The 23,299-nt window shown below is 58.6% G+C and carries 23 protein-coding genes; 2 read left to right on the top strand and 21 right to left on the bottom strand.

The window, feature by feature from the left end:
* Nucleotides 1-273: 273 nt before the first annotated feature.
* The 7 genes from O1721_RS22680 to tkt form a co-directional block, all read right to left on the bottom strand.
* Complete coding sequence (locus O1721_RS22680) at nucleotides 274-984, bottom strand: nucleoside/nucleotide kinase family protein (protein ID WP_032649448.1); 711 nt, start codon at nucleotides 982-984, stop codon at nucleotides 274-276.
* Entirely contained in the window at nucleotides 981-1,490 is a 510-nt protein-coding gene (locus O1721_RS22685) for an MltR family transcriptional regulator (protein ID WP_015571811.1), read from the bottom strand. Before O1721_RS22685 ends, O1721_RS22680 begins: the two co-directional genes overlap by 4 nt.
* A 15-nt stretch (nucleotides 1,491-1,505) precedes the next feature.
* Entirely contained in the window at nucleotides 1,506-2,477 is a 972-nt protein-coding gene (glpX, locus tag O1721_RS22690; RefSeq protein ID WP_023295396.1) for a class II fructose-bisphosphatase, read from the bottom strand.
* Nucleotides 2,474-3,751, bottom strand: coding sequence for a zinc-binding dehydrogenase (locus O1721_RS22695; protein WP_032649452.1), 1,278 nt, complete (start codon nucleotides 3,749-3,751; stop codon nucleotides 2,474-2,476). The genes glpX and O1721_RS22695 overlap by 4 nt, the downstream gene beginning before the upstream one ends.
* A gap of 23 nt (nucleotides 3,752-3,774) precedes the next feature.
* Nucleotides 3,775-5,154 carry a PTS mannitol transporter subunit IIBC gene (locus O1721_RS22700; RefSeq protein ID WP_023295398.1) on the bottom strand — a complete coding sequence of 460 codons (1,380 nt, stop codon included), beginning with the start codon at nucleotides 5,152-5,154 and terminating at the stop codon, nucleotides 3,775-3,777.
* 27 nt (nucleotides 5,155-5,181) lie between these two features.
* Nucleotides 5,182-5,625, bottom strand: a complete 444-nt coding sequence (cmtB, locus tag O1721_RS22705) for a PTS mannitol transporter subunit IIA (protein ID WP_032649454.1) — start codon at nucleotides 5,623-5,625, stop codon at nucleotides 5,182-5,184.
* Between the two features lie 311 nt (nucleotides 5,626-5,936).
* Complete coding sequence (tkt, locus tag O1721_RS22710; RefSeq protein ID WP_017382908.1) at nucleotides 5,937-7,928, bottom strand: transketolase; 1,992 nt, start codon at nucleotides 7,926-7,928, stop codon at nucleotides 5,937-5,939.
* 272 nt (nucleotides 7,929-8,200) lie between these two features.
* On the opposite strand from tkt, the gene loiP reads away from it, so the two are divergent.
* Together loiP and O1721_RS22720 are read left to right on the top strand one after the other, a co-directional pair.
* Nucleotides 8,201-8,959, top strand: a complete 759-nt coding sequence (gene loiP / locus O1721_RS22715; protein ID WP_017382909.1) for a metalloprotease LoiP — start codon at nucleotides 8,201-8,203, stop codon at nucleotides 8,957-8,959.
* A 210-nt stretch (nucleotides 8,960-9,169) separates the two neighbouring features.
* Entirely contained in the window at nucleotides 9,170-10,438 is a 1,269-nt protein-coding gene (locus O1721_RS22720) for an OprD family outer membrane porin (RefSeq protein ID WP_017382910.1), read from the top strand.
* An 83-nt stretch (nucleotides 10,439-10,521) separates the two neighbouring features.
* On the opposite strand, the gene O1721_RS22725 is transcribed toward O1721_RS22720, so the two are convergent.
* From O1721_RS22725 to O1721_RS22790, 14 genes are all read right to left on the bottom strand, one after another.
* Complete coding sequence (locus O1721_RS22725; RefSeq protein WP_032649458.1) at nucleotides 10,522-12,162, bottom strand: thiamine pyrophosphate-binding protein; 1,641 nt, start codon at nucleotides 12,160-12,162, stop codon at nucleotides 10,522-10,524.
* Between the two features lie 13 nt (nucleotides 12,163-12,175).
* Nucleotides 12,176-13,645: an aldehyde dehydrogenase gene (locus O1721_RS22730; RefSeq protein WP_032649461.1), complete on the bottom strand. Its 1,470-nt coding sequence runs from the start codon at nucleotides 13,643-13,645 to the stop codon at nucleotides 12,176-12,178.
* A gap of 9 nt (nucleotides 13,646-13,654) precedes the next feature.
* On the bottom strand, nucleotides 13,655-14,425 hold the full coding sequence (locus O1721_RS22735; RefSeq protein ID WP_017692699.1) for an aspartate dehydrogenase: 771 nt from the start codon (nucleotides 14,423-14,425) through the stop codon (nucleotides 13,655-13,657).
* Between the two features lie 9 nt (nucleotides 14,426-14,434).
* Nucleotides 14,435-15,229, bottom strand: coding sequence for an SDR family oxidoreductase (locus O1721_RS22740; RefSeq protein ID WP_032649463.1), 795 nt, complete (start codon nucleotides 15,227-15,229; stop codon nucleotides 14,435-14,437).
* On the bottom strand, nucleotides 15,213-15,983 hold the full coding sequence (locus O1721_RS22745) for an alpha/beta fold hydrolase (protein WP_032649465.1): 771 nt from the start codon (nucleotides 15,981-15,983) through the stop codon (nucleotides 15,213-15,215). Before O1721_RS22745 ends, O1721_RS22740 begins: the two co-directional genes overlap by 17 nt.
* Nucleotides 15,984-15,992: 9 nt before the next feature.
* On the bottom strand, nucleotides 15,993-16,523 hold the full coding sequence (locus tag O1721_RS22750) for a cupin domain-containing protein (RefSeq protein ID WP_015571824.1): 531 nt from the start codon (nucleotides 16,521-16,523) through the stop codon (nucleotides 15,993-15,995).
* Between the two features lie 10 nt (nucleotides 16,524-16,533).
* The gene (locus tag O1721_RS22755; protein WP_015571825.1) at nucleotides 16,534-17,790 is read right to left on the bottom strand and encodes an MFS transporter; all 1,257 of its coding nucleotides are present in this window, start codon (nucleotides 17,788-17,790) and stop codon (nucleotides 16,534-16,536) included.
* A 25-nt stretch (nucleotides 17,791-17,815) separates the two neighbouring features.
* Entirely contained in the window at nucleotides 17,816-19,003 is a 1,188-nt protein-coding gene (locus tag O1721_RS22760; RefSeq protein ID WP_032649469.1) for an NAD(P)/FAD-dependent oxidoreductase, read from the bottom strand.
* On the bottom strand, nucleotides 19,000-19,926 hold the full coding sequence (locus O1721_RS22765) for a VOC family protein (protein ID WP_032649471.1): 927 nt from the start codon (nucleotides 19,924-19,926) through the stop codon (nucleotides 19,000-19,002). Before O1721_RS22765 ends, O1721_RS22760 begins: the two co-directional genes overlap by 4 nt.
* Before the next feature lie 78 nt (nucleotides 19,927-20,004).
* Entirely contained in the window at nucleotides 20,005-20,793 is a 789-nt protein-coding gene (locus tag O1721_RS22770; RefSeq protein ID WP_003860053.1) for an IclR family transcriptional regulator, read from the bottom strand.
* Nucleotides 20,794-20,805: 12 nt separating this feature from the next.
* Entirely contained in the window at nucleotides 20,806-21,555 is a 750-nt protein-coding gene (locus tag O1721_RS22775; protein WP_032649473.1) for an SDR family oxidoreductase, read from the bottom strand.
* Nucleotides 21,555-22,577, bottom strand: a complete 1,023-nt coding sequence (locus O1721_RS22780) for an aromatic ring-hydroxylating oxygenase subunit alpha (protein ID WP_006811913.1) — start codon at nucleotides 22,575-22,577, stop codon at nucleotides 21,555-21,557. The genes O1721_RS22775 and O1721_RS22780 overlap by 1 nt, the downstream gene beginning before the upstream one ends.
* A gap of 10 nt (nucleotides 22,578-22,587) precedes the next feature.
* Nucleotides 22,588-22,896, bottom strand: a complete 309-nt coding sequence (locus tag O1721_RS22785) for a recombinase-like helix-turn-helix domain-containing protein (protein WP_017382919.1) — start codon at nucleotides 22,894-22,896, stop codon at nucleotides 22,588-22,590.
* On the bottom strand, nucleotides 22,893-23,216 hold the full coding sequence (locus O1721_RS22790) for a Rieske (2Fe-2S) protein (RefSeq protein WP_003860044.1): 324 nt from the start codon (nucleotides 23,214-23,216) through the stop codon (nucleotides 22,893-22,895). Before O1721_RS22790 ends, O1721_RS22785 begins: the two co-directional genes overlap by 4 nt.
* Nucleotides 23,217-23,299: the final 83 nt, after the last annotated feature.

A 23,299-nucleotide genomic window follows, 5' to 3' on the forward strand; every position in this document is an offset into this window, starting at 1 on the left:
CCTGAGTTTGAGGTGGCTGAAAGAGTAATCCAGCGACGCCCGAAGGGGAATCCTTGCTGTCACAAACTGCGATTGATTGGTCAATTGTCGAACATTTAATCGACTGAAACGCTTCAGCAAGAATAAGCGAATCGGGGAATAAAAGGAATCTCTGTCCAGATTAAGAGCGATTTTATCTGATCTCCATCACATTTTTCCGGAATAATCCCTTTTCATCCCGCCACGTAAAAACGCGGCGGGTCGACCGGAGCCCCCACTGAAAGCCGCTGCGGATCAGACGAGTCGGTATTGGCCATTTGCCGACATCATCAGTTCAACATTGGCAGGACGGCTGTGACGCAAAACACGCTCCACGTTTGGCCCGTCGGTGCGGGCATAAAACGCGTCGGCGTCGGCCTGAGAGAGCCCCCCGGCCAGCTTACGTCCCACCAGGCGCGTGCGTAACGCTTCGGCGGGGGCGCGGATAAACACTGACAAATCGCAGTATTCCATCAGCGTTCGCCATCGTTCGTCATCGAGCAGCAGCCAGTTACCCTCAACAATCACGACAGGGGCCGTTACCACGATTGCCTCTTCGACAGGATCGTGCGTTTGCCGGTCATACTGCGGCCAGGTACCGTCGCCCTCTTTTATCTGCCGCAGATGTTGCGCCAGCCTGTCGACATCAAAGGTCTCCGGGGCGCCTTTGTACGCGCGCAGGTTATGCGCTTCCAGCCAGACGTTGTAGTGATGAAATCCATCCATTGGCAACGTCTGAATCGGAGCGAGCCCCTCCGTCTGACGAGAGAGATATTCCCAGAAGGCGGTCAGGGTGGACTTGCCCGTACCGGGCGGGGCGCTGAGAAAAACAATCGTACGTCTGCTGGCGCTGGCGAAATGCCGTTTCGCCAGTTGCCGCAGCAAAGGCTTATGAACATTTTCAATTTCGTCGTCAGGATAATGTGCTTCTACATATAGCCCATTGACCGTTAGCCCAATTTTCACGGCGTAAGTTCCTTTAAAATTGTCGTTACCGCCAGGGTGAGCGCCGTCTTGATCATTGCGGTAAAGCGCACCTCAGACCATGCGGCAAAGTCAGCAAATTTCATCGACTCCAGCGCGCTAAATAACGTCGCGTTACGGGTGATGCAATTAACGTTGCTGATAAAATCCCAGGTGATGTCATCGGCGAAGCCAGGGATCGTATCCTGCTCGTTCAGATACTGATAAAACTGCGAAAAATGCGTTATGTCGGCGTAGAGCCATTTTTCCATTTTCCCCAGCGCATAGATCAGGCGTAACGCCACATCGATGTCATCAAGCGGCCCACTCCGGGCGAGTAACGGCTTCACTGCATATTCCACGATCTCTTCATCGTTATCGACAAACAGCGACGGCAGAAAACATTTAATGCCCTGGAGTAAAAAAGACTGTGCCGTCGTCATAAATGCGAGGAGGTTATTCTGAGCATCCAGTTGCTCAAGCACATCGTCTTCTGTCAGTGTCGTCATTTGTATCTCGATAAATCACCGTGAATGCAGAGAGTCTATTATATTACACGTTCGATCTGCGCCGCCGATCAGTAAAGTTTGCGTGCGCACACCCTTCGCAACCTGTTGAATACCTTTAACCAGTTCGCCGCCCGTCACGCCCGTCGCGCTGAACAGAATGTCATTGCCCTTTACCAGTTCGCTAAGGGTATAGATACGATTGACTTCCACCTTCATCTCCGCACAGCGACGGTGCTCCTGCACGGCGACCCTACGGTTCTCAGGACTCTCCCCTTTCGCTTCACAAAAATCGATCAGCTCCGCCTGCATATCGCCACCCAGCGCTTTCACCGCGCAGGCGGAGATCACCCCTTCCGGCGCGCCGCCTGTGGTGTACATCAGATCATAGGGATTATCCTGTAAGCAGGTCAGAACGCTGGCGGCGACGTCGCCATCGGGCAGCGCAAACACTTTCACGCCCAGTTGCGTCGCCTCGGCAATTGCATTTTGCAGGCGCGGTTTGTCCAGCGTCACCATCCGCAGATGCTCCAGCGGCTTGCCCAGCGCCCGGGCAACGTTGCGAAGGTTTTCTGCCAGCGGGAGATCGAGGCTGATTGCCCCGGCTGCCGCTGCGTTAACCACCAGTTTTTTCATGTACATATCAGGGGCATGAAACAGGCGGCCCTCAGGCGCAAACGCCATCACAGCCAGCGCATTGCTTTGCCCCATCGCCACCATGCGGGTGCCCTCGATGGGATCGACGGCAATATCCACCGCCGGGCCGATGCCGCTTCCGACCTCCTCGCCAATCCACAGCATTGGCGCATGGTCGATCTCACCTTCGCCGATAACGATACGCCCGCGCATCGCTATCGCGTTTAGCGCCTCGCGCATGGCGGTTACCGCCAGCCCGTCGATTCGGTTTTTATCGCCGCACCCGGTTTGCGGCCAGGCGGCCAACGCCGCCTGTTCCGTAACGCGAAAGAGCGGCCATGCCAGAGACATCATGCCGCCGCCTCCCCAATATCCACACCAAACTGCGCCAGCAGATAGCGCTCTGCTTTTTCATTCCAGATGCCGTGCGTCTCTTCCACAAGCCTTGCCAACTCCCGGAAAAGCGGATCGGTTTTGCCCTTTTCGGCAAAATCGGCAATGGCCGTTAACGGCATGGTGACACCGTTATAGATAAGCTTCTTGCCTCCAGGAATGTCCGGAAGATTGAGTACCGTATGCGGCACCGCATCAAGGCCGCCGATGTGGGTCACCATAAACGACGGCTGGAGCTGGCCCGTTGCACTCAGCGCAATCGCCTCTTTCATGTCCTCCGTCGAGCCGCCGGAGGTGCCCACCACGTGGGTACTGTTGTAATGGACGTTGTAAAAATTAAACGGCACCTTGAAATTGCTGTCCGTTGGTCCGGCGAAGAAATTCAGGCACCCGTCCTCGGCGAGAAGATCGTCTGCCAGTTCAATGACCGCCGGAACCGCGGCATAGACAAACACGTCGTCAAAGCCTGCATTGTCAGTTAATGCGCGTAACGTAGCGGCAGGGTTCTCCAGTTCGGAGATATTGACATAGATAAGCTCAATACCCTTTTGTGCCGCCAGCTCAACCGGCAGGAGTTTTTCCGCCTGCGCAAGGCGAGCCTCATCGATATCCACCACCACAACGCGCGACGGCTGAATCCCGCCGTTAATCGCATAATCAATAGCGCCAATTCCCATCGGCCCGGCGCAGGCCAGAAGCGCAATATTACCTCCCGGTTTCACGCCCATCCGGTGCTCATAGACATATTGCGTCGTATGATAATTGGCGTTATACGCGCCGATAATGCAGCACATGGGTTCCGCCAGCGAAGCCGCCGCAAAATAGGAGCCGTGATAAGGTAAAACGCAGCCCAGATTAATTGCGACTTCTGGAATAATCATATACGTCGCATTGCCGCCAAAATATTCATAGCTGTAGCCAGCAGAATAACCGGTCGGTAATCCCATTGCCGGTTGTAAAACAAAGCGCTGACCTTTTTTATATTTTTCGGTCAGATTTTTCCCGACCTCAACAATCACCCCGGCGCATTCATGTCCGGTGATGACCGGATGATTTTCCAGATCGTCCGGCACACGTTTATGTTCACTGCCTAATTTCGCTGCCTTCCAGGTTGATAAACAAACGCTGTCAGAAATTACGCTCACCAGCAGTTCATTGTCGCTTATTTCGGGCAGTTCAAATTCACGGATACGAACATCCTGCTTGCCATAAATGGCAGCCACTTTCGTTTTCATAATGACTCCAGAAACCAGATAGATTAATTCGCCGTTAAATGCTTAAAGAGATCGTCAAGCTGCGGATCGCCGAGATAGTTTTTTATCAGCACTAACGGTTTGTCACTGACCCGTTTAGCACGCCCCTCCAGGCTGGCATGGGTAACAATAATGTCCGCATCGTCAGGCACATTTTCGATGGCGTAATGTTTTACGTCGATATCTCGCCCGGCCTTTTCCAGACGCTTGCGGAATGTCGTCGCGCCCATAGCGCTGGAGCCCATTCCGGCATCGCAGACAAAAGCGATGCGCTTAATATCCCGATAAGAAAACTTGCCTTCCTGCTTCATGGCTTTTACGGCGTTGGCAGAATCATTGAAAGTATCTTCCGTTTCAGCTTCATGGCTTTTATCCATTTTTAAGATCAGGGAGGTGACTGCAAAAGAGACCAGAGTGCCTGCCGTTACGCCAGCAATCGTTGCGAGAAAAGCACCCTTAGGTGTTAACGCGAGATAGGCGAAAATCGAACCCGGACTTGGGCCAGCTACCAGACCACCGCCCAACATATTAAATATCCACGTTCCGCTCATGCCGCCAGCAATCATCGCAATCAGCGTCAGCGGTTTCATCAGTACGTAAGGGAAATAGAGCTCATGAATGCCGCCCAGGAAGTGAATAATCATCGCGCCAGGGGCTGATTTCTTTGCCATCCCTTTGCCAAAAAAAGTAAAAGCCAGCAGCAGACCTAATCCCGGCCCGGGGTTGGAGGCCACCATAAAGAAGATGGATTTACCCGTTTCGGAAGCCTGCTGCATTCCCAGCGGATAATAAACACCCTGATCGATAGCGTTATTTAAAAACAGGATTTTTGCCGGTTCGTTAATCAGCGACAGCAGCGGCAAATAGCCCGCATGCACCAGTGCTTCAATACATTCTTTGATAAAGTTATTGGCAATTAACACCGCAGGGCCGATCACTTCAAATCCCAGCAGGCAGAGGAGCATGCCCGCAATACCCAGCGAGAAGTTGTTGATGACCATCTCAAAACCAGCGGGAATGCGTTTATCCAGCAGCCGATCGATGTGCTTAATCACCAGACCGCCAAGTGGCCCCATGATCATTGAGCCGAGGAACATAGGAATATCCGCGCCGATAATCACGCCGATAGTGCCGATCCCCCCCATCACCGCCCCACGTTTGCCGCCAACCAGGTGTCCACCGGTAGAGCCAATCATCACCGGCAATAAATAGGTGATCATCGGACCGACAATTTTGGCAAAATGCTCATTTGGCATCCAGCCGGTTGGAATAAATAATGCGGTAATAAATCCCCAGGCAATAAAAGCGCCAATATTCGGGATGACCATTGCAGTCAAAAAGCCCCCAAAAGCCTGGACCTTTGCACGAGCAGACTTGTGTTCCATAATAATGTCCTGTAAAGGAGAGAATAATTATGCGTGAGCGATAATATCCGCCAACTGCTTTTCTGACTTAGCGGTTAACAACGCCGACAGTTTATCTTCTTCACATAATAATTCGCTTAATGCCTGGATAGCGCCGATATGTGAATCCGCATCCGCCGCCGATAAACCAATGAGTAATTTTACGGGCTCATCGTCGTCGGCAAACTGCACTTCCTGTTTAAGAAGCGTTAATGACATACCTGTTTTTAAGGCACCGCACTCCGGACGGGCATGAGGCATCGCTACACCCGGAGCGAGAATGTAATAAGGACCATTAGTGAGCGTCGAGGTTTTAATTGCTTCAATATAACCAGCGTTAATATAATGATTTTGCAGCAAAGACGACATGGACAAATCAATGGCTTCCTGCCAGTCCTTTGCTGCGGATTTTATTGATATTGAGGATTCAGGGAAATAATCAATTAACCGCATATATCATCCTTATTTTATTTTTAGGGTACAACGTATCGCTAAAAACAAAATACGCCTGCGGTAAAATGAAATCAAACGGGGAGAAAATGGCGAGCGTGTCAGAACGCATTTTAATAAAACGAATAAAAACATATCGTTAAAAACAAGAAATAAAAAAGCAAGTCTATATATGTGATATCCATTGCAAATTACACATATTATGACTTTACGCATTTGTGATGGGAATCACCAAATATATGTTGTTAACACAAAAAATACCATCGAAATAAAAACGGGCCGCCTTAGCGACCCGTTTTGCCTCACTGGGAGAGTTACAGCAGTTCTTTCGCCTTAGCGACAACGTTCTCAACGGTGAAGCCGAACTCTTCAAACAGCTGTTCAGCCGGCGCAGACTCACCGAACGTGGTCATACCGACGATAGCGCCGTTCAGGCCAACGTATTTGAACCAGTAGTCAGCGATACCCGCTTCCACTGCCACGCGAGCGGAGACCGCTTTAGGCAGTACGGATTCGCGGTACGCGGCATCCTGCTTGTCGAACGCATCGGTAGATGGCATAGAAACCACACGCGCTTTCACGCCTTCAGCAGTCAGTTTTTCCCATGCGGCAACGGCCAGTTCAACTTCAGAACCGGTCGCGATGAAGATCAGCTCAGGCTGGCCTGCGCAATCTTTCAGCACGTAACCACCGCGCGCGATGTTTGCCAGCTGCTCTGGGGTACGCTCCTGCTGCGCCAGGTTCTGACGGGAGAGGATCAGTGCGGTCGGGCCATCATGACGCTCAACGCCGTATTTCCACGCCACCGCAGATTCAACCTGGTCACATGGACGCCATGTGCTCATGTTCGGGGTCACGCGCAGGGAAGCCACCTGCTCTACTGGCTGGTGGGTAGGACCGTCTTCGCCCAGACCGATGGAGTCGTGGGTGTAGACCATCACCTGACGCTGTTTCATCAGCGCAGCCATACGCACGGCGTTACGTGCATATTCCACAAACATCAGGAAGGTAGAGGTGTACGGCAGGAAGCCACCGTGCAGAGCGATACCGTTGGCAATCGCGGTCATCCCGAATTCACGTACACCGTAATGGATGTAGTTACCGGCAGTGTCTTCGTTGATTGGCTTAGATCCGGACCACAGGGTCAGGTTTGATGGCGCCAGGTCAGCGGAGCCGCCGAGGAATTCTGGAAGCAGAGGGCCAAACGCTTCGATCGCATTCTGAGATGCTTTACGGCTGGCGATCTTGGCTGGGTTCGCCTGCAACTTCGCGATGAACTCGTTCGCTTTCGCGTCGAAGTCAGACGGCATGTCGCCTTTCATACGACGGGTGAATTCAGCCGCTTCCTGAGGGAAGGCTTTCGCGTATGCCGCGAACTTCTCGTTCCAGGCCGCTTCTTTCGCCTGGCCCACTTCTTTCGCATCCCACTGAGCGTAGATTTCAGACGGGATTTCGAAGGCAGGGTGTTTCCAGCCAAGTGCTTCACGGGTCAGTGCAATTTCCGCGTCGCCCAGCGGTGCGCCGTGGGAGTCGTGAGTGCCCGCTTTGTTCGGAGAACCGAAGCCGATGATGGTTTTGCACATCAGCAGGGACGGTTTGTCGGTCACGGCGCGCGCTTCTTCTACGGCACGTTTAATCGAGTCAGCATCGTGGCCATCAACGCCGCGCACAACGTGCCAGCCGTAGGCTTCGAAACGTGCGGCGGTGTCGTCAGTGAACCAGCCTTCAACATGACCGTCGATGGAGATGCCGTTGTCGTCGTAGAACGCAACCAGTTTACCCAGCTTCAGGGTGCCTGCCAGGGAGCACACTTCGTGAGAAATGCCTTCCATCATGCAGCCGTCGCCCAGGAAGGCGTAGGTGAAGTGGTCAACGATGTCGTGGCCAGGACGGTTAAACTGCGCCGCCAGGGTCTTCTCTGCAATCGCCATCCCTACGGCGTTAGCGATGCCCTGACCCAGCGGACCGGTAGTGGTTTCAACGCCAGCGGTGTAGCCCACTTCCGGGTGACCTGGAGTTTTGGAGTGCAGCTGACGGAAGTTTTTCAGCTCTTCGATTGGCAGATCGTAGCCAGTGAGGTGCAGCAGGCTGTAGATCAGCATAGAGCCGTGGCCGTTAGACAGCACGAAACGGTCGCGGTCTGCCCATGCCGGGTTCTGCGGGTTGTGGTTAAGGAAATCACGCCACAGGACTTCGGCGATGTCAGCCATGCCCATAGGGGCGCCCGGGTGGCCGGATTTGGCTTTCTGTACTGCGTCCATGCTCAGCGCACGAATAGCATTAGCAAGCTCTTTACGTGAGGACATTTTAACTCCAGATCGGACTGTTAAAGGCCATGCCCTTGACGACAGCGCGTTTTGGGCTACGCCGGAAAAAAGTGCCAACAATGTAACCCAAGCCGCAGGGCATGTACATGGACCATTCTTTTGCAGCTTAAGAAATCTCTGGATCATGCTCGCATGTTGCGCAATCTGCTCGCCCGCCTCTGTCGATATTCCTTATACTTAGCCCGACACCGGCTTCGTTGACGGTGCATTTTTCGGAATTAATTCAGATTAACGAGTACGGAAGCAACATCATGAAAATGCGTGCAATCGGGCTGGCTGTGGGAACAACGCTCCTGCTAAGCGGCTGTCAGAATATGGATTCTAACGGCCTGATGACCTCAGGCGCAGAAGCTTTTCAGGCCTACTCATTGAGCGATGCGCAGGTGAAAGCGCTGAGCGACGAGGCCTGTAAGGATATGGATGGAAAAGCTACGCTTGCCCCGGCAAACAGCACCTACACGCAGCGTCTGAACAAGATTGCTTCCGCGCTGGGCGACAACATTAACGGTCAGCCGGTGAACTACAAGGTGTATATGGCGAAAGACGTCAACGCCTTTGCGATGGCGAACGGCTGTATCCGCGTTTACAGCGGCCTGATGGACATGATGACCGACAACGAAGTGGAAGCGGTGATCGGCCATGAAATGGGTCACGTTGCACTGGGTCACGTGAAGAAAGGGATGCAGGTTGCGCTGGGCACCAATGCCGTGCGCGCAGCGGCGGCCTCTGCGGGCGGCATCGTCGGCAGCCTGTCCCAGTCGCAGCTGGGCGACGTGGGCGAAAAACTGGTGAACTCGCAGTTCTCCCAGCGTCAGGAGTCGGAAGCGGATGACTACTCTTACGATCTGTTGCGCAAACGCGGCATCAATCCATCGGGTTTAGCTACCAGCTTCGAAAAACTGGCGAAACTGGAGGAGGGCCGTCAAAGCTCCATGTTTGACGATCACCCGGCTTCGGAAGAGCGTGCGCAGCATATTCGCGACCGTATGGCGGCAGACGGAATTAAATAATTTCAGAAGGAGGCAGTTTTGCCTCCTTTTTATTTCGCATGAATTGTTAACTTAAAAGCACGTATCGATAACACCCCTGAAAGCCCCGCCAAATCTACCCTGCCACTCTGAAATGTCTGGTCACATAATTATTGCAAAGGTTACTTTTTCCGGTAATTATCTCTTCCGCAGTTATTCAAATTAATATATCCAGACAGAGACGTTCCCTCCGTGAAAAAAGAATTATCATTAATTGCTTTAAGTTTATTTGCCGCATTACCTGCCGCCGCAAGCCAGCAATCCGACAGCAAGGGTTTTATTGACGACAGCCATCTGGATCTGTTTTTACGCAATGCGTATATCAGCCGCGACTACCATCAGGGCCAGCAGGACAAAGCCGAATGGGGTCAGGGGATCATCGCCACGTTTGCATCCGGCTATACCGAAGGGCTGGTGGGCTTCGGCGTGGACGGTATCGCGCAGTATGGCGTGCGTCTGGACGGTGGCCGCGGCAAGAGCGGCGCGGGCGGCATCGACTTCTTTAAGCAGGAAGACGACGGCCGGGCAAAATCCGATCTGGCAAAGTTTGGCGCGACGGCCAAAATGCGCATCTCCAATACCGTGCTGAGCTACGGGAACCAGCGTCCTGAACTGCCAATCATTACATCCGACAGCTCCCGCCTGCTGTTTGAAAGCTACACCGGCACCCTGCTGACCTCGAAAGAGATCGACGGTCTGGAAGTCAACGCCGGTTACTTCACCGACGAGCAGCGTAAAAGTGATGACCGCCACGACAGCGGACTGAAGAGCCTCTCCTTCGGCGGTGCGAGCTATCAGTTTAACGACCAGTTCAGCGGCGCGCTGTACGCCTCTCATAACGAAGAGGTGATGAACAAGCAGTACCTGGGCATGAACTTCAAACAGCCGTTCAGTACCGGGCAGCAGCTGGTGCTCGACTTCAACGGCTATAACTCCCGTCTCGACCAGCATTACGCGGACAGCCTCAACACGGGCCGCAGCAACACCATCTGGAGCCTGGCAGCGAGCTATATCTGGGACATTCACACGTTCAAAGTGGCGTACCAGCAGAGCAGCGGCAGTACCGGCTACAACTACGGCGGCTATCGCGACAAAGGCGGCGTGGGTGACGGCGGTAACACCATCTGGCTGGCGAACTCCTACTGGTCTGATTTCAACGGGGAAGATGAACGTTCCTGGCAGGCATCCTACGGTCTGGACTTTGGCGGCCTTGGTTTACCGGGCCTGAGCTGGACCACCGCCTACGTGCGCGGCGATAACATCAAAACCTCTGAAACCAGCAATGGCAAAGAGCACGAGTGGTTTAACCAGATCCAGTACCAGGTGCAGGATGGCCCGGCGAAAGATCTGAAGCTGAAGCTGCGCTACTCCGTACTGCGCGTCTCCAGCAACGCCAGCGAGTACAACGTCGGCGGGGACGAGATCCGCGCTTACGTGGAATACCCGTTTAACGTGTTCTGATGAAAAAAGCCGGGTGGCGGCTTCGCCTTACCCGGCCTACCGTTTTCTCCCTGTGGAAGAGGGTTAGGATGAGGGGGAAACAGCTAGTAAAGCGTCTTCTGCGGCGGCCCCGCAAACTTAAGGGCGCCAATCTGCCCCATCCGCACTTCCACTACCGACGGCCCCGGCATCGCCAGCGCCTCCGTCATCACCGCATCAAAATCCTCTGCCCGCTCAACGCTCCACGCCTGAAGGCCAATCGCCTGCGCCAGCAGGGTAAAGTCCGGCGTATGCAGTTCGTTATAGTACTGACGCCCGCCAAAATATTTATCCTGAATACCACGCATTACGCCGTAGCCCCCGTCGTTCATGACCAGCAGCGTCACGTTAGCTTTCTCCTGCGCCAGCGTCGCCAGCTCGCCTAAATTCAGACTCAGGCCGCCGTCGCCCACCAGCCCCACCACCTTGCGCTGCGGGTTGGCAATCGCGGTGCCGATGGCCATCGGCAGCCCCATACCAATCGCCCCGGCGAGGGAGTGAATGTTCATCATCGGACCGTTAGCCCTGAACAGGCGGCTACCCCACAGGCTGCCGGACACGGTGATATCGCGCACCAGCAGGCCATCTTTCGGCAGCGCTTTCTCGATGGCATCGTTGAGCTTCGCGTAGGCGCCGCACTGCTCGCGCAGCCCCTGTTCGGCTTGCTCAACCGCCTGCTGCACCTGCGTATCCCACTGTGCGTTGCCCCACTCGCGGCCCTGAATTTTGTCTGCAAGCGCGCCAAGCACCGCTGAACAATCGGCTATCAACGTGCTATCCATCAGGTAGTTACGGCTTGCTGCCGCCGGGTCGATATCGATCTGCACCCGCGGGGAAGGCAGCTCAAGCGTCCAGGAACGGGTTTCGTTGCTGCGCAGGCGAGAACCGGCCACCAGCGTAAAATCGCACTGCGCGATCAGCGCCTCCACCGACGGCGAGTTGTGAAACGCCCGCAGGCTGGCGCGGTGGCTGTCCGGCAGCACGCCGCGCGCATGGGTGCTGGAAATCACGGTGATGCCCGCATCCGCCAGCGTTTTAACCGCGTCTGCGCTGCCCAGCGCCCCGCCCCCCAGCCACAGCAGCGGCTGTTTCGCCTGTTTGAGCTGCGCCCACAGCGCGTCAACCATTCCGGTATCCACGGCTGGAACCGATGCCGGTTTAACCGGTTTAGTCACCAGCGACAGCGGAATTTTGGCGCCCTGAATATCAATCGGGATTTCCACCGAGACCGGTCCGCACGGCGGGGTCTGCGCGTCCTGGATAGCTTTATGCAGAATCGCTATCGCCTGATTCGCATTGCTGATGCGGTACGCCCGTTTTGAGCTGGCCTTCAGGAAGGTCAGCTGGTCACGGGTTTCATGGATAAACCCGGTGTCGGCGTCCAGCCAGGCTTTCTCAACCTGCCCGGTTAAATGCAGCAGCGGCGTGCAGGCATTCATGGCTTCCACCAGCGCGCCTACCGCATTACCCGCCCCCGCGCCGGTGCTGGTCAGCGCCACGCCGAGGCCGGAAAAGCGCCCGTGGGCATCGGCCATGGTGACGGAACCGGCTTCACCGCGCGCGGGCACAAAGCGGATATTGCCCCGCTGCCCAACCGCGTCGGCAATTGGCAGGTTATGAATGGAGATGACGCCGTAGATGGCCTCAACCTGATACTGCTCCAGCGTTCTGGCGATGGCGTCGCCGACGGTTATCATTTCGCTCATTGCTCACCCTTTCTCAGTCGCACCAGTGGTTGACGCTGTTACCCGTCGCCAGATAAATGCTCTTTTGTTGCATCCAGGCTTTCAGCCCCTGAATACCCTTCTCGCGGCCCAGACCGCTCTCTTTAAAGCCCCCGAACGGGGTCGAAATCGCAAAAACCTTGTAGGTGTTGATCCACACCGTGCCTGCCTCCAGCTGCTCGCTGAGACGCAGGGCGCGTCCGGTATCGCGCGTCCAGATCCCCGCCGCCAGGCCGTAAACCGAGTCGTTCGCCTCGCGGATAAGCGTGGCTTCATCGGCAAACGGCATCGCCACCAGCACCGGGCCGAAGATCTCTTCCTGACAGGCGCGGGCGCTGTTGCTCAACCCTTCAATAATCGTGGGCTGGAAAAAGCTGCCGTTTGCCAGCGCGGGATCGGCGGGGATCTCGCCGCCGCACAGCACGCGGCCCCCTTCACGCTTCGCCAGTTCGACGTACTCGATCACGCTCTGGCGATGTTTTTCGCCGATCAGCGGTCCGACATGCACGCCGTCGGTAAACGGGTGTCCGACGCGCAGCCCGCGAGTTAATTCCAGCAGCCTCGCCATCAGCGGGGAGTAAATGCTCTCGTGGATAAACAGCCGCGACCCGGCGATACACGCCTGCCCCGCCGAGCTGAAAATGCCATAGCAGATCCCGCGCGCGGCCTGTTCGATATCAGCATCCTCCAGCACGATGGTCGGCGATTTGCCGCCCAGCTCCAGCGAGGCCGGGATCAGTTTTTCCGCCGCCACGTGCGCCAGATGGCGGCCCGTGGTGGTTCCACCGGTAAAGGAGATTTTGCGCACGCGAGGATGGCGCGCCAGCGCATCGCCAATCACCGAGCCTTTGCCCGGCAGCACGCTCAGCAGCCCGGCGGGCAGCCCGGCCTGTTCAAAAATCCGCGCCAGCTCCAGCGCCATCAGCGGCGTGGCTTCGGCGGGCTTGAGGATCACCGCGTTCCCGGCGGCAATCGCCGGTGCGACCTTCTGCATTTCGCTGGCAATCGGCGAGTTCCACGGCGTGATGGCCGCCACCACGCCGAGCGGCTCATAGCGGCTCAGCGTCAGCAGATCCGGCTGGCGCGGCGTGGGCAGTTCCCCTTCCAGCAGCTCGCAGGCAGCGGCAAAGTAGCGCGCCGTTCCCGCCGCGCTCATCACCAGCCCGCGCGCTTCCGCCAGCGGCTTGCCGTTATCACGGCTCTGCATCTGCGCCAGCGCGTCGACGCGGGATTCAATGAGATCGGCAACCTTATGCAGGATCTTCGCGCGCATATGCGGCAGGCTGTTACGCCATGCGGGATCGCGCCAGGCGCGCTCTCCGGCGTCTACCGCCTCCTCCAGGTCATCCAGACTGGCGGCGTTCAGCGTCGCGTTGATCGACCCGTCTGCCGGGAAGTGGCTCTGCATCGGGTTGCCGCCGCCGTGTCGCCACTGGCCGCCGATAAAAATCTTCAGATCGTCCATCGTCTCTCCTCAGCTCAGGGCCAGCTCGCGGCAGGCGCGCACCGCGCTCAGTGCCGCCAGGGTGGAGGTTTTAGGATTAGAAGCCAGCGGCAGTCCGCTCAGCTCCAGATGAAACTCGCCGAACAATCCTTCCACGTGGAGCGTGTGGGTATTGCGTTTCGTTGCCGGGTCAACCATCAGCTGCACGCGGGTGTCGTCCATCCCGACGCCGCCGAGCGCCACGGTCGCCGCCACGTTGGCGTTCGCCGGGAACAGGCGCGCCGCCTCGCGGGCGCTGCCTTCAAAAAAGACCTTTGCCTCTGACACCGCATTCAGATCGATAAGCTGCTCAGCATAGCTGCCGCGCCAGCTGGCCGGGCTTTTGCGCGACTGATAGGTAACGCGCTCAAGGCCGCCCTCTTTCGCCGCCGCCAGCCCGTCGATACCGGCCACCGCACCGGAAAGCAGGGTCATTTTTCCGCCCGCAGCGAGCAGACGCTGCTCCAGCGCGCTGTCCGCCAGCGCGCCGGTGGAAATGACGGCCAGATGCCAGCCGCGACGCAGGATCTCTTCCCCGTACTGGGCCACCGCCTGCTGGCTGGCGCATTCCAGCACCAGATCCGGCGTTTGTGCGCACGCCATCGGCGACGTCAGCGCCTCAACCGCATCGCCAAACTGGTCGTGAATGGCGGCATGGTGAGACGCGCGCGCCACGATCCAGCCGATAGCCACGCCGGCGGGCAGGCGCTCAATCACCGCCTGCGCCATGGCGCCAAAACCAATCAACATTACCTTTTTCATGATGTGTCCTTACAGATGGCGGCAGAAGCCGCCGGAAACGTCCAGCGCCGCGCCGGTGGTAAACGAGGCCAGCGGCGAAGCGAGGAACAGCAGCGCCTGCGCGGGCTCCTGCGGCTTGCCGAGGCGCGCCATCGGAATGCCGCGCTTGCGCGCGATATCCGCCGTCCACTCCGGCCAGCTCTGGCTTTTGTCCGCCCGGTGTTCAAAGCGGCGCTGCCACTGGCCGGATTCCACCATGCCGAGCAGAATGGAATTGACGCGAATACCTTTGCCCACCAGCTCTTTCGACAGCGTCAGCGTCATGTTCAGCAGCGCGGCACGAGCGGCAGAGGTGGCGATCATGTGCTCCTCCGGCTGTAGCGCCAGCAGGGAGTTCACGCAGGTAACAGAGGCAATGTCGGACTGCTCCAGCAGAGGCTGAAACGCCTGCACCGGGTTAATCACCCCGAACAGTTTGAGTTCGGCTTCGTGCAGCCACGCCTCGCGCGGGGTGTCATGGAAGTGCGCCACGTAGCCCTGCCCGGCGTTGTTGATCAGCATATCCGCCGCGCCAAAACGCGCCTGTACCGCATCCGCAAAGGCCTGAACTTCGTCGGCGTTCAGCACGTCGCAGCGGTAAGCAAAAATCTCCCCGTGAGGAAATTCGTTTTGCAGCGTCGCATGGGCGCTGGCGAGCCGGTCCGGGTCACGGCCGCAGAAGGCGACTTTCGCCCCTTCACCCAGCAGCAGGCGCAGCGTTTCAAAGCCAATGCCGGAAGAACCGCCGGTAACGACCGCTACGCGCCCGTCAATTTGTGCATTCATCGCGCACCTCTTCGTTAATGCGTAAAAGCTGTTGGTTGAAAAACGCGTCGTTATCGAGATAGCTGGCGTGCCCGGCCTGCGGAATGGCGATAAACGGCATGCCGTAGCGCAGCGCCAGACCCTGAACCAGTTCCGGCTGGGTGATGGCATCCTGCTCGCCGCACCAGACTTCAAACGTGCCGGAATAGCGTTTAAGCCAGCCGTGAATGTCGTCATGTGCCAGCATCCACGCGGCAGCGAGATAGCCTTCCGGGCGCAGCGCCCGCATGCCCGACGCGACGGTGGCGATATCTTCCGCGCGCGCGCCGGGGCGCAGCAGCTTCGCGGCGCGGGTCTGGGCGAGGATGTCGCCCCCCAGCGCCATCTGCTGCTCGCGGTTGCGCCAGACCTGCTCCCGCTGCTCCGGCGCGGCATTGCCGTACCCCTGCGCGGCGTCGGCCAGCACCAGATGGATGACGCGCTCAGGGAACTTTGCCGCAAAGGCGCTGGCCACCAGCGCCCCCAGGGAATGGCCGACCAGCACTGCCTGCCAGACACCGGCGCGATCCAGCATGGCTGCCAGCGCGTCGGCGTAATCCCCCGCGTTCGCCCGCGCTACGGCCAGCATCGGGCTTTCGCCGTAACCGGGCATGTCCCACGCCAGCACGCGAAAACCGTTCAGCGCCATTTGCTTGTGCCAGGAGGCGGCGCCGGAGCTGATCCCGTGCAGCAGCATCAGCGGAATACCGCTTCCCTGTTCACGAAAACCCGTCATCATGCCCCCTTAGTTCCGCTTCACTTTGGAAAGCGGATGGTCGGACGGATAGGTTGGGATTTCCGGCTTGTTGGTCCCCAGCATGACGCACATCAGCGCTTCTTCTTCGCCGTGGTTAAACAGGCCGCGATAGATGCCCGGCGGAACGGAGATCAGATCACGCTCGCGCAGCACGGTTTCTGTGTAGTTGTCGCCGTCCTGGATCATCAGCGTGATCTGCCCCTTGAGCATGAAGAACACCTCTTCCACGTCGTCGTGCAGGTGCAGCGGTCCTTCGCACTTCGACGGCAGCACCATGGTGGAGAAGGTAAAATGGTCCGCCTGCACGGTGTTGGTGTCGTTCGCCACGCCGGTTGCGCCGGTGCCGATGTAGCGCATCTGCGCCCGGCGGTATTTCGGGTCAAAATCGGCCTGGAACTTCAGCGCGTTCCAGTCGTATTTACGCCCTTCGAAGCGCGCGATGCGCGACTCGACCCACTCTTCCATCGTCAGGTGGTCAGGTTTGATGCCTGTTGTGTTGGTTACGGTTGAATCAGTCATGACACTCTCCTCAGTAACGTCTCAGCAGCGGCAGTAACAGGACGCAGCCCACCGCCGCCATCACCGCCAGAAAAATCAGCCCGGAATCCATGCTGTGGGTGAAGGCGATAAGCGCACCCATCACCGCCGGCGACAGCGCGCCCGCAAAGTTTCCCAGCCCGTTGAAGATACCGCCCGCCGTGGCGCTCACCCGGGGATGGGTGGCCTTCGCCAGCAGGGCGAAAATGTTGGGTGCGCCGGTGCCCCACATAAAGGTGCTGAAGCTCATCGCCGCGATGACGGCCAGCGGGGTATCAAGGTGCATCACCGCCGCCAGCCCGACGGCCGCCCCCGCCATGGAGATAAAGCATGCCGCCGCGCGCTTATCGACCCTGTCCGAGAGCCACGCGCCAATCACTTCCCCTGCCAGCATGGCGATGAACGGCATCGACGACAGCCAGCCCGCGTGCTCCAGATGAATGCCTTTGCCTTTGATCAGGTAGCCCGGCAGCCAGCCGTTGATGCCCCACAGATAGGTCAGGAAAGCGATGTTAAAGATGCAGATGATCCAGAAGTGCGGGCTGACGAACAGCTCACGCCGCGCCGCGCGCCGCTCGTCCCGGGACGCCTGCGAGGTGCCGGGTTTTGCCTCCAGGCGGATCCCGCGCAGACCAATGCGCACAAAGATAAGCACCGGCACGGTAAGCATGGCCATCACAAAGAAAGTGCTCTGCCAGCCAAAGGTGTTCAGCAGCCAGAGGGAGAGCGGGAAACCAATCGCCGCGCCCACCGGGGTACCCAGCAGCCACAGCATGGTGGCGCGTGCCTGTAAATGCTGCGGGAAGTTGTGACGTACGATGGCAAAGGCCAGCGGGAACAGCGGTCCTTCCGCCACGCCCAGCAGAATACGCAGGACGATCATCAGCGTGTAGTTATGGGTAAAGCCCATCGCCACCATCAGCACGCACCACACCGCCATCATCCCGGTGAGCAGGCGCAGCGGCGCGATTTTGTCGCCTAAACCGCTTAAAAACACCGATGAGAAGCCATAGCTCAGCAGGAAAGCGCTCATCAAAATGCCGAGACGCGTGGTGTCGAAATCAATGCCCATCGCCTGCTGGAAATGGGTATCCGAAAAGAGCGCCGCGATGCTGATTTTGTCGAAAAACGCCAGCAGCACGCAGGCCAGCAGCGACAGCGGGATGGCCCAGCGCACCGCTTTTTCGGGCGTGCGGGTCCCCTCACCGCTCGCCTCAACCGGTGCGGTGTTAGTCTCTAGTGTGGTCATCTCTCCCCCTACGGGTGCGGGTTAGCTATCGCAGTGACATCAGTGAAAAGGTCGGGTCGGCGAGCGGCACGTCGGACAGATCCCGCCCCGCCGCCATCCAGCGCTTCGCCAGCTTGACGGTACGCGCATCGTCGAACGCCACCAGCTGCGTCAGCCTCCCGTTGTCGTCCAGCGAGAAGTACAGCGTCTCTTCACGCACTACCGTTCTGCTGCCCGGCTGCGGAATGCCGAGGATCTGGATGTTGTGCTGGTATTGATCCGACCATAGCCACGGCGCGTCGTCATAGCCCGGCGCATCGGGGTTGAGCATCGCTTTCGCCGTCGCCACCGCCTGGTTCTGGGCGAAGGCCCAGGACTGGATGCACAGCCCGTAGTGATGGTGCTGGGCGACATCTCCTGCGGCAAAGATGAACGGATCCGACGTGCGTCCCTGGGCATCCACCACGATCCCGCGCCCGGTTTTCAGCCCCGCATCGCGCGCCAGCTCCAGATTGAGATCGACGCCGATCCCAACCACGACCGCATCAAAGGTTTCACGCTGGCCGTCGCAGTGGATGACCGGCAGGCCGCCGTCGTCCTCCAGCTCCAGCGCACCGCAGCCGGTACGGATCTCCACCCCCTGCTCGCGGTGGATGGCCTCCAGGCGCTGCGACACCTCGCCGCTCACCGAGCGCATGCAGAGCGCGGGCTGCTGCTCGAACAGGGTGACCGCCACGCCGCTTTTCCGCGCCGAGGCAGCAATCTCCAGTCCGATCCAGCCGCCGCCGACGATCGCCAGTTTTTTACTTTCCGCCAGCCGCCCTTTCAGACGCTGCGCGTCCTGCCAGTGGCGCAGGGTATAGACCTGCGGATGGCTGGCCCACGCCTGCGAAGGCAGGCGCGCCCGACCGCCGGTAGCGATTAAAAGGATGTTGTAACTAAGCTGCTCGCCGTTGCTAAGAACGACTTTTTTCTCATCGCGATCGACAGATTCAGCGCGCAGCGGCCGGTACCAGGTCAGGTTCAGCGCCTGCTGCACCTCGTCGCTAAACAGCCTTGGGAGCGCCGCGTCCGGCTCCAGCAAAGACGCTTTTGACAGCGGCGGGCGCTCGTAGAAATCCCACTCTTCTTCCGCTACCACGCAAATCTCGCCGTCGAAACCCTCATCGCGCAGGGTTTTCGCCGCCCAGCCGCCCGCCTGGCCGCCGCCGATAATGACAATGCGCGACGTCATACCGCCTCCGGCTTTTTCTGCTGGCGGCGTGTGTCATGGTCAATCCCGCCTTCCACCGCCCACTCGGTAAAGGAGACCAGGGAATGCTCCAGCTCACGCGGCTGCCAGTTTTCCGTCAGGTAATCATCGTTGGTGTAATACTCAAACGCCCCGCCGGTCGGGCTGTTGACGTACCAGAAGTACGCCGACGACACCGGATGACGGCCCGGCCCGATAAAGGTGCTCCAGTCATGTTTATTCATCGCGATACCGCCGCCGATCACCTCGTGGATGTCGCGCACGGTGAAGGCCACGTGGTTGAGGCCGCGCTTGCGGTTCGGCAGTTGCAGCAGGAACAGGTTGTGATGGCCGCCGCGCACGCCGCAGCGCAGGAACACGGCGCGGTTGATATAGCGGTCCGAGACCTGGAAGCCGAGCACCTCGCGGTAGAATTTCTCCACTGCCGCCAGCTCTTCCACGAAGAACACCACATGCCCCACGTTGATCGGCTGGGCGCGATCGTAAACCGGGCTGGGGGTGTCGATACGGCGGGCATCGCCCCACTGGTTAATCGGCTCGACGTTCAGCTCCACGTCAGTTTGCTGGGTCACCTGCACGCGCAGCGTCATGCCGTTCGGGTCCAGGAACTCCAGCGCGTCGCCCACTTCACGAAAACCTGGCTGTTGCGCCAGCTTCGGGCGCAGCGCGTCCAGATCAGACTGGCTGGCAACCGCCCAGGTCATGCGGCGCAGGGTGTTGCCCGCTTCAAACGCGGGCGGCAGGTCGGGGCTGTCGATCGGGTTAAGCTCCACGCGCGCGCCGCTCAGGGTGGTGAAACGCTGGCCGCTGGCATCGCCCGTCAGGCCAAAATCACGCATAAATTTGGCGCAGTGCGTCAGGTCTTCCACACCAAATTCCAGCTTTTCAATTCCGGTTACACTCATCGTTCGTTGCCTCATCTGGCCCAGATTGGGCGTAAAACATGCCCGACGCAGTCAAGCGCCTGACGTTAACTCACTGATTTAACTGGCCTGTGACAAATACCCTAAGAAGCCAGAAATTTTATCCGCCGCGAGGCGAACCTCGTTTTGCAGGCGCTCGCGGTCGCTCTGCGGGATCTCCTCCGACGGCACCAGAATGCTGACCACCGCCGCCACGCGGCCGCTTCGGTCATACACCGGGTAGACGATGGAGGAGATGCCGTGGCGGAAGAAGGATTCGCCGATGACATACCCGCGGGCTTTGTCCTGCTGCACCATCTGCCACAGGGCTTCACGGTCGTGAAGCTGCCCCGGCGTGTTGCCCGGCAGACGCTCATGCGGGAACAGCTGTTCGAAATCAGCGCGGGAAATATCGGTCAACAGCATGCGGCCGAGCGAGGTGCAGTGCACCGGCAGACGGGTACCAATACTGACCTGGTTGATGCGCGACCCGGCGGCGCTGACGCGGGCGATGTAGATAATGTCGCGCCCGTCGCGGATCGCCAGATGGCTGCTGCACTGGCTCACGTCGCGCAGTTGCTCGATCACCGGCTGGCCGACCTGCGCCACGTCCAGCGAGGCGATGTACTCAAAGCCAAGACGCAGCACGTTCATGCCCAGCGAAAAGGTATTGGTGCGCGTGTTACGCTCCAGAAATCCCATGTACTCCAGCGTCTGTACCACGCGATAGGCGGTGGCCTTCGGCATATCCACCAGCCGGTGCAGTTCGGCAAAGGTCAGATCGCGATGCTGCTCGCCAAAGGCCAACAGCAGCTGTAAACCGCGCTCTAGCCCCGGCACCAGATACTTCACTTCCTGATCGTTTGCCATCATCGCCCTACCTTAGTTAAAGACAAAACCGCCGTTGACCGGGATCAGCTGTCCGGTGATAAACCTCGACAGATCGCTTAACAGCCAGACCACGCTGCCGGTGACATCTTCCGGCTGCTGCGCGCCGGTTAACGCGCGTCCGTTTTCGTAGAGCTGATGCCGTTCGGCGGGGACATATTCCGTCGCCTCGACGCGGGTTAGCCCCGGTGCGATGGCGTTGATCCGGATACGTTTTTCCCCCAGTTCGCGCGCCATTGAACGGGTCATGGCAATCACGGCCCCCTTGCTGGCAACGTAGGCCATCAGGCGCGGCGCGCCCCACAGCGCGGTGTCGGACGCCACGTTCACAATGCCTGCCCCTTCGCGCAGCAGCGGCACGGCGGCGCGCGTCACCAGCCAGGTGCCTTTCACGTTGACGCTCATCACCCGATCCCAGAGATCCGGATCGTAATCAAGCATGTTTTTGCCGCCGACGCCCGTCGCCATCGCCGCGTTGTTCACCAGGCCGTCAATCTGCCCTTGCTCGCCAATGGCGCTGAACACCTGGTCGATAGAGTGCTGATCGGCCAGATCGATAACGTGCGATTCGATCGCATAGCCCTGCTCGCGCAGCCGGTGGGCACTCTCGGCCAGCTCGCCTTTGAGGATGTCGCACATCACCACCGCCGCGCCCTGCTCCGCGCAGGCTTTGGCAAAGTGATAGCCCAGCCCGCGCGCGGCACCGGTCACCACGATGCGCTTTCCGCTCAGCAGCCCGTTCATCAGGCAGCTCCCTGCTGTGCTTCACGCATCGCCAGCTGCTCTTTGGCGGCCTTTTGCATCATGCGGCGCAGGCGCGAGAGTCCAACGTCATGCTGATACAGGTATTCATGATCGCGCGCGTTTGGCGCCAGGCTCTCCAGCACCACGCGGTCCTGCTCCAGCACTTCCCAGTGCAGTTTTTCCAGCCGGTTGCGGTACATGAAGCGCCACATATCGCGCTGCCAGCCCTGTACGCGGCGGATGCGCCAGAAGAAGACGCGGCAGTTGTCGTTATCTTCCGGCACCACCATGCCGACGATAAAGAAGTGGCCGCCCGGTCCGAAGCGCTTCTTGTACGGAATGGAGAGGCGCATCCAGCAGGTGCCGCTGTTGCCCAGCTCCACCCAGTCAAAATTGACGCCGCTCTGCCCTTTCTTCTCGAAAATAAAACCGGTTTTGGTCGGCTGGAGCACCATGTCTGCCTTGCGATCCCCTTCCGCCATCGAGTGCGACGAGGAGTGCAGATAGGTGCCGTGCATCGGGTCCATCACGTTTTCCAGCGCGTACTGGTAATTGCATTTCCACGCGGCGGTGCAGAGGAAGTTGCTGAAGTTTTCCGTGTCGGCGAGTTCATCCGGGAAGGTCAGTTCGTCCGGCTGCTGGTCCGCGGTGACGCCAAACCAGAGGAAGATGGCGCCGTGCGCCTCCTGTACGTTATAGCTGCGCACGCACTGCTGGCCGACCAGCGGACATTTATCCACGGCGGGCACGTCTTTCACCTCGCCGTTGCCCGCCACCTCTACGCCGTGATACCAGCAGGCAATGCGGTCCCCGAGGTTCCAGCCCATCGACAGGCGCGCGCCGCGGTGCGGGCAGCGGTCCTCCAGCGCCTGCACCTGGCCATCTTTATTGCGCCAGACCACAATCTGCTCGCCCAGGCGGGTGATGCCCACCGGCGCAGACTGCACTTCCCAGCTCGCCAGCACCGGATACCAGAGGCCGCGCAGGCCTTTATCAAGATAGTTTTGTACGGTCGTCGTCATCGCGTTGCCCTCAGTAGCCGTTAACCTGTAAGAATGCCTGGAAGCTGGCGTCGCTCCACGGCTCGCCCTGCTGGTCGTGCATACGCACTGCGTTCAGCCCGCTTACCAGCTCCGGCAAGGTCTCAACGCCCTGCTCGAAGAGATCTTCCAGCGTCGCAATCAGCTTCACTTCCCAGCTTTCCGGCTCGCGGCTGCGGGTCTGCCAGATCAGGTTGGTGTAATCACCCGGCTTATGAATGGCACCGTTACCGCCCTCTGCCGGCGGGGTAAACTGGCGGCTTTCCGGCAGCGCCGGGTTGTAGTTCAGCGTGTCGCTCATGCCACGGTCTCCTCAACGAAGGTAATCTGAATCTGGTTTTCAAAGACCCGAACCGGGTATCGGTTGAGGTTGCGTCCTCCGGGGCCGTGCAGACACTGGCCGGTTTTGACGTCGAACACCGCCTCGTGCAGCGGGCATTCCACCTTGCCGTCTTCCACGAAGCCCTGGCTCAGCAGGGCATAGGCGTGCGGGCATACGTCCTCCAGCGCGTAATATTCACCGTCGATCAGGTAAACGCCGATCTCTTTACCGTCGACGTTGCCGCTAAAAGGGAAATCTTCCTGTACTTGCTCTGCGTCACATACGCCTATCCAGCTCATCACGATCCTCCAGGCTTTTGTTTCATATATGAAACTCTGTTTCTTATTTAATACGGTCAATATAAAAGCGATGAATGTTTCGT

The organism is Enterobacter cloacae complex sp. HYC033_NIDB, from assembly GCF_056673335.1.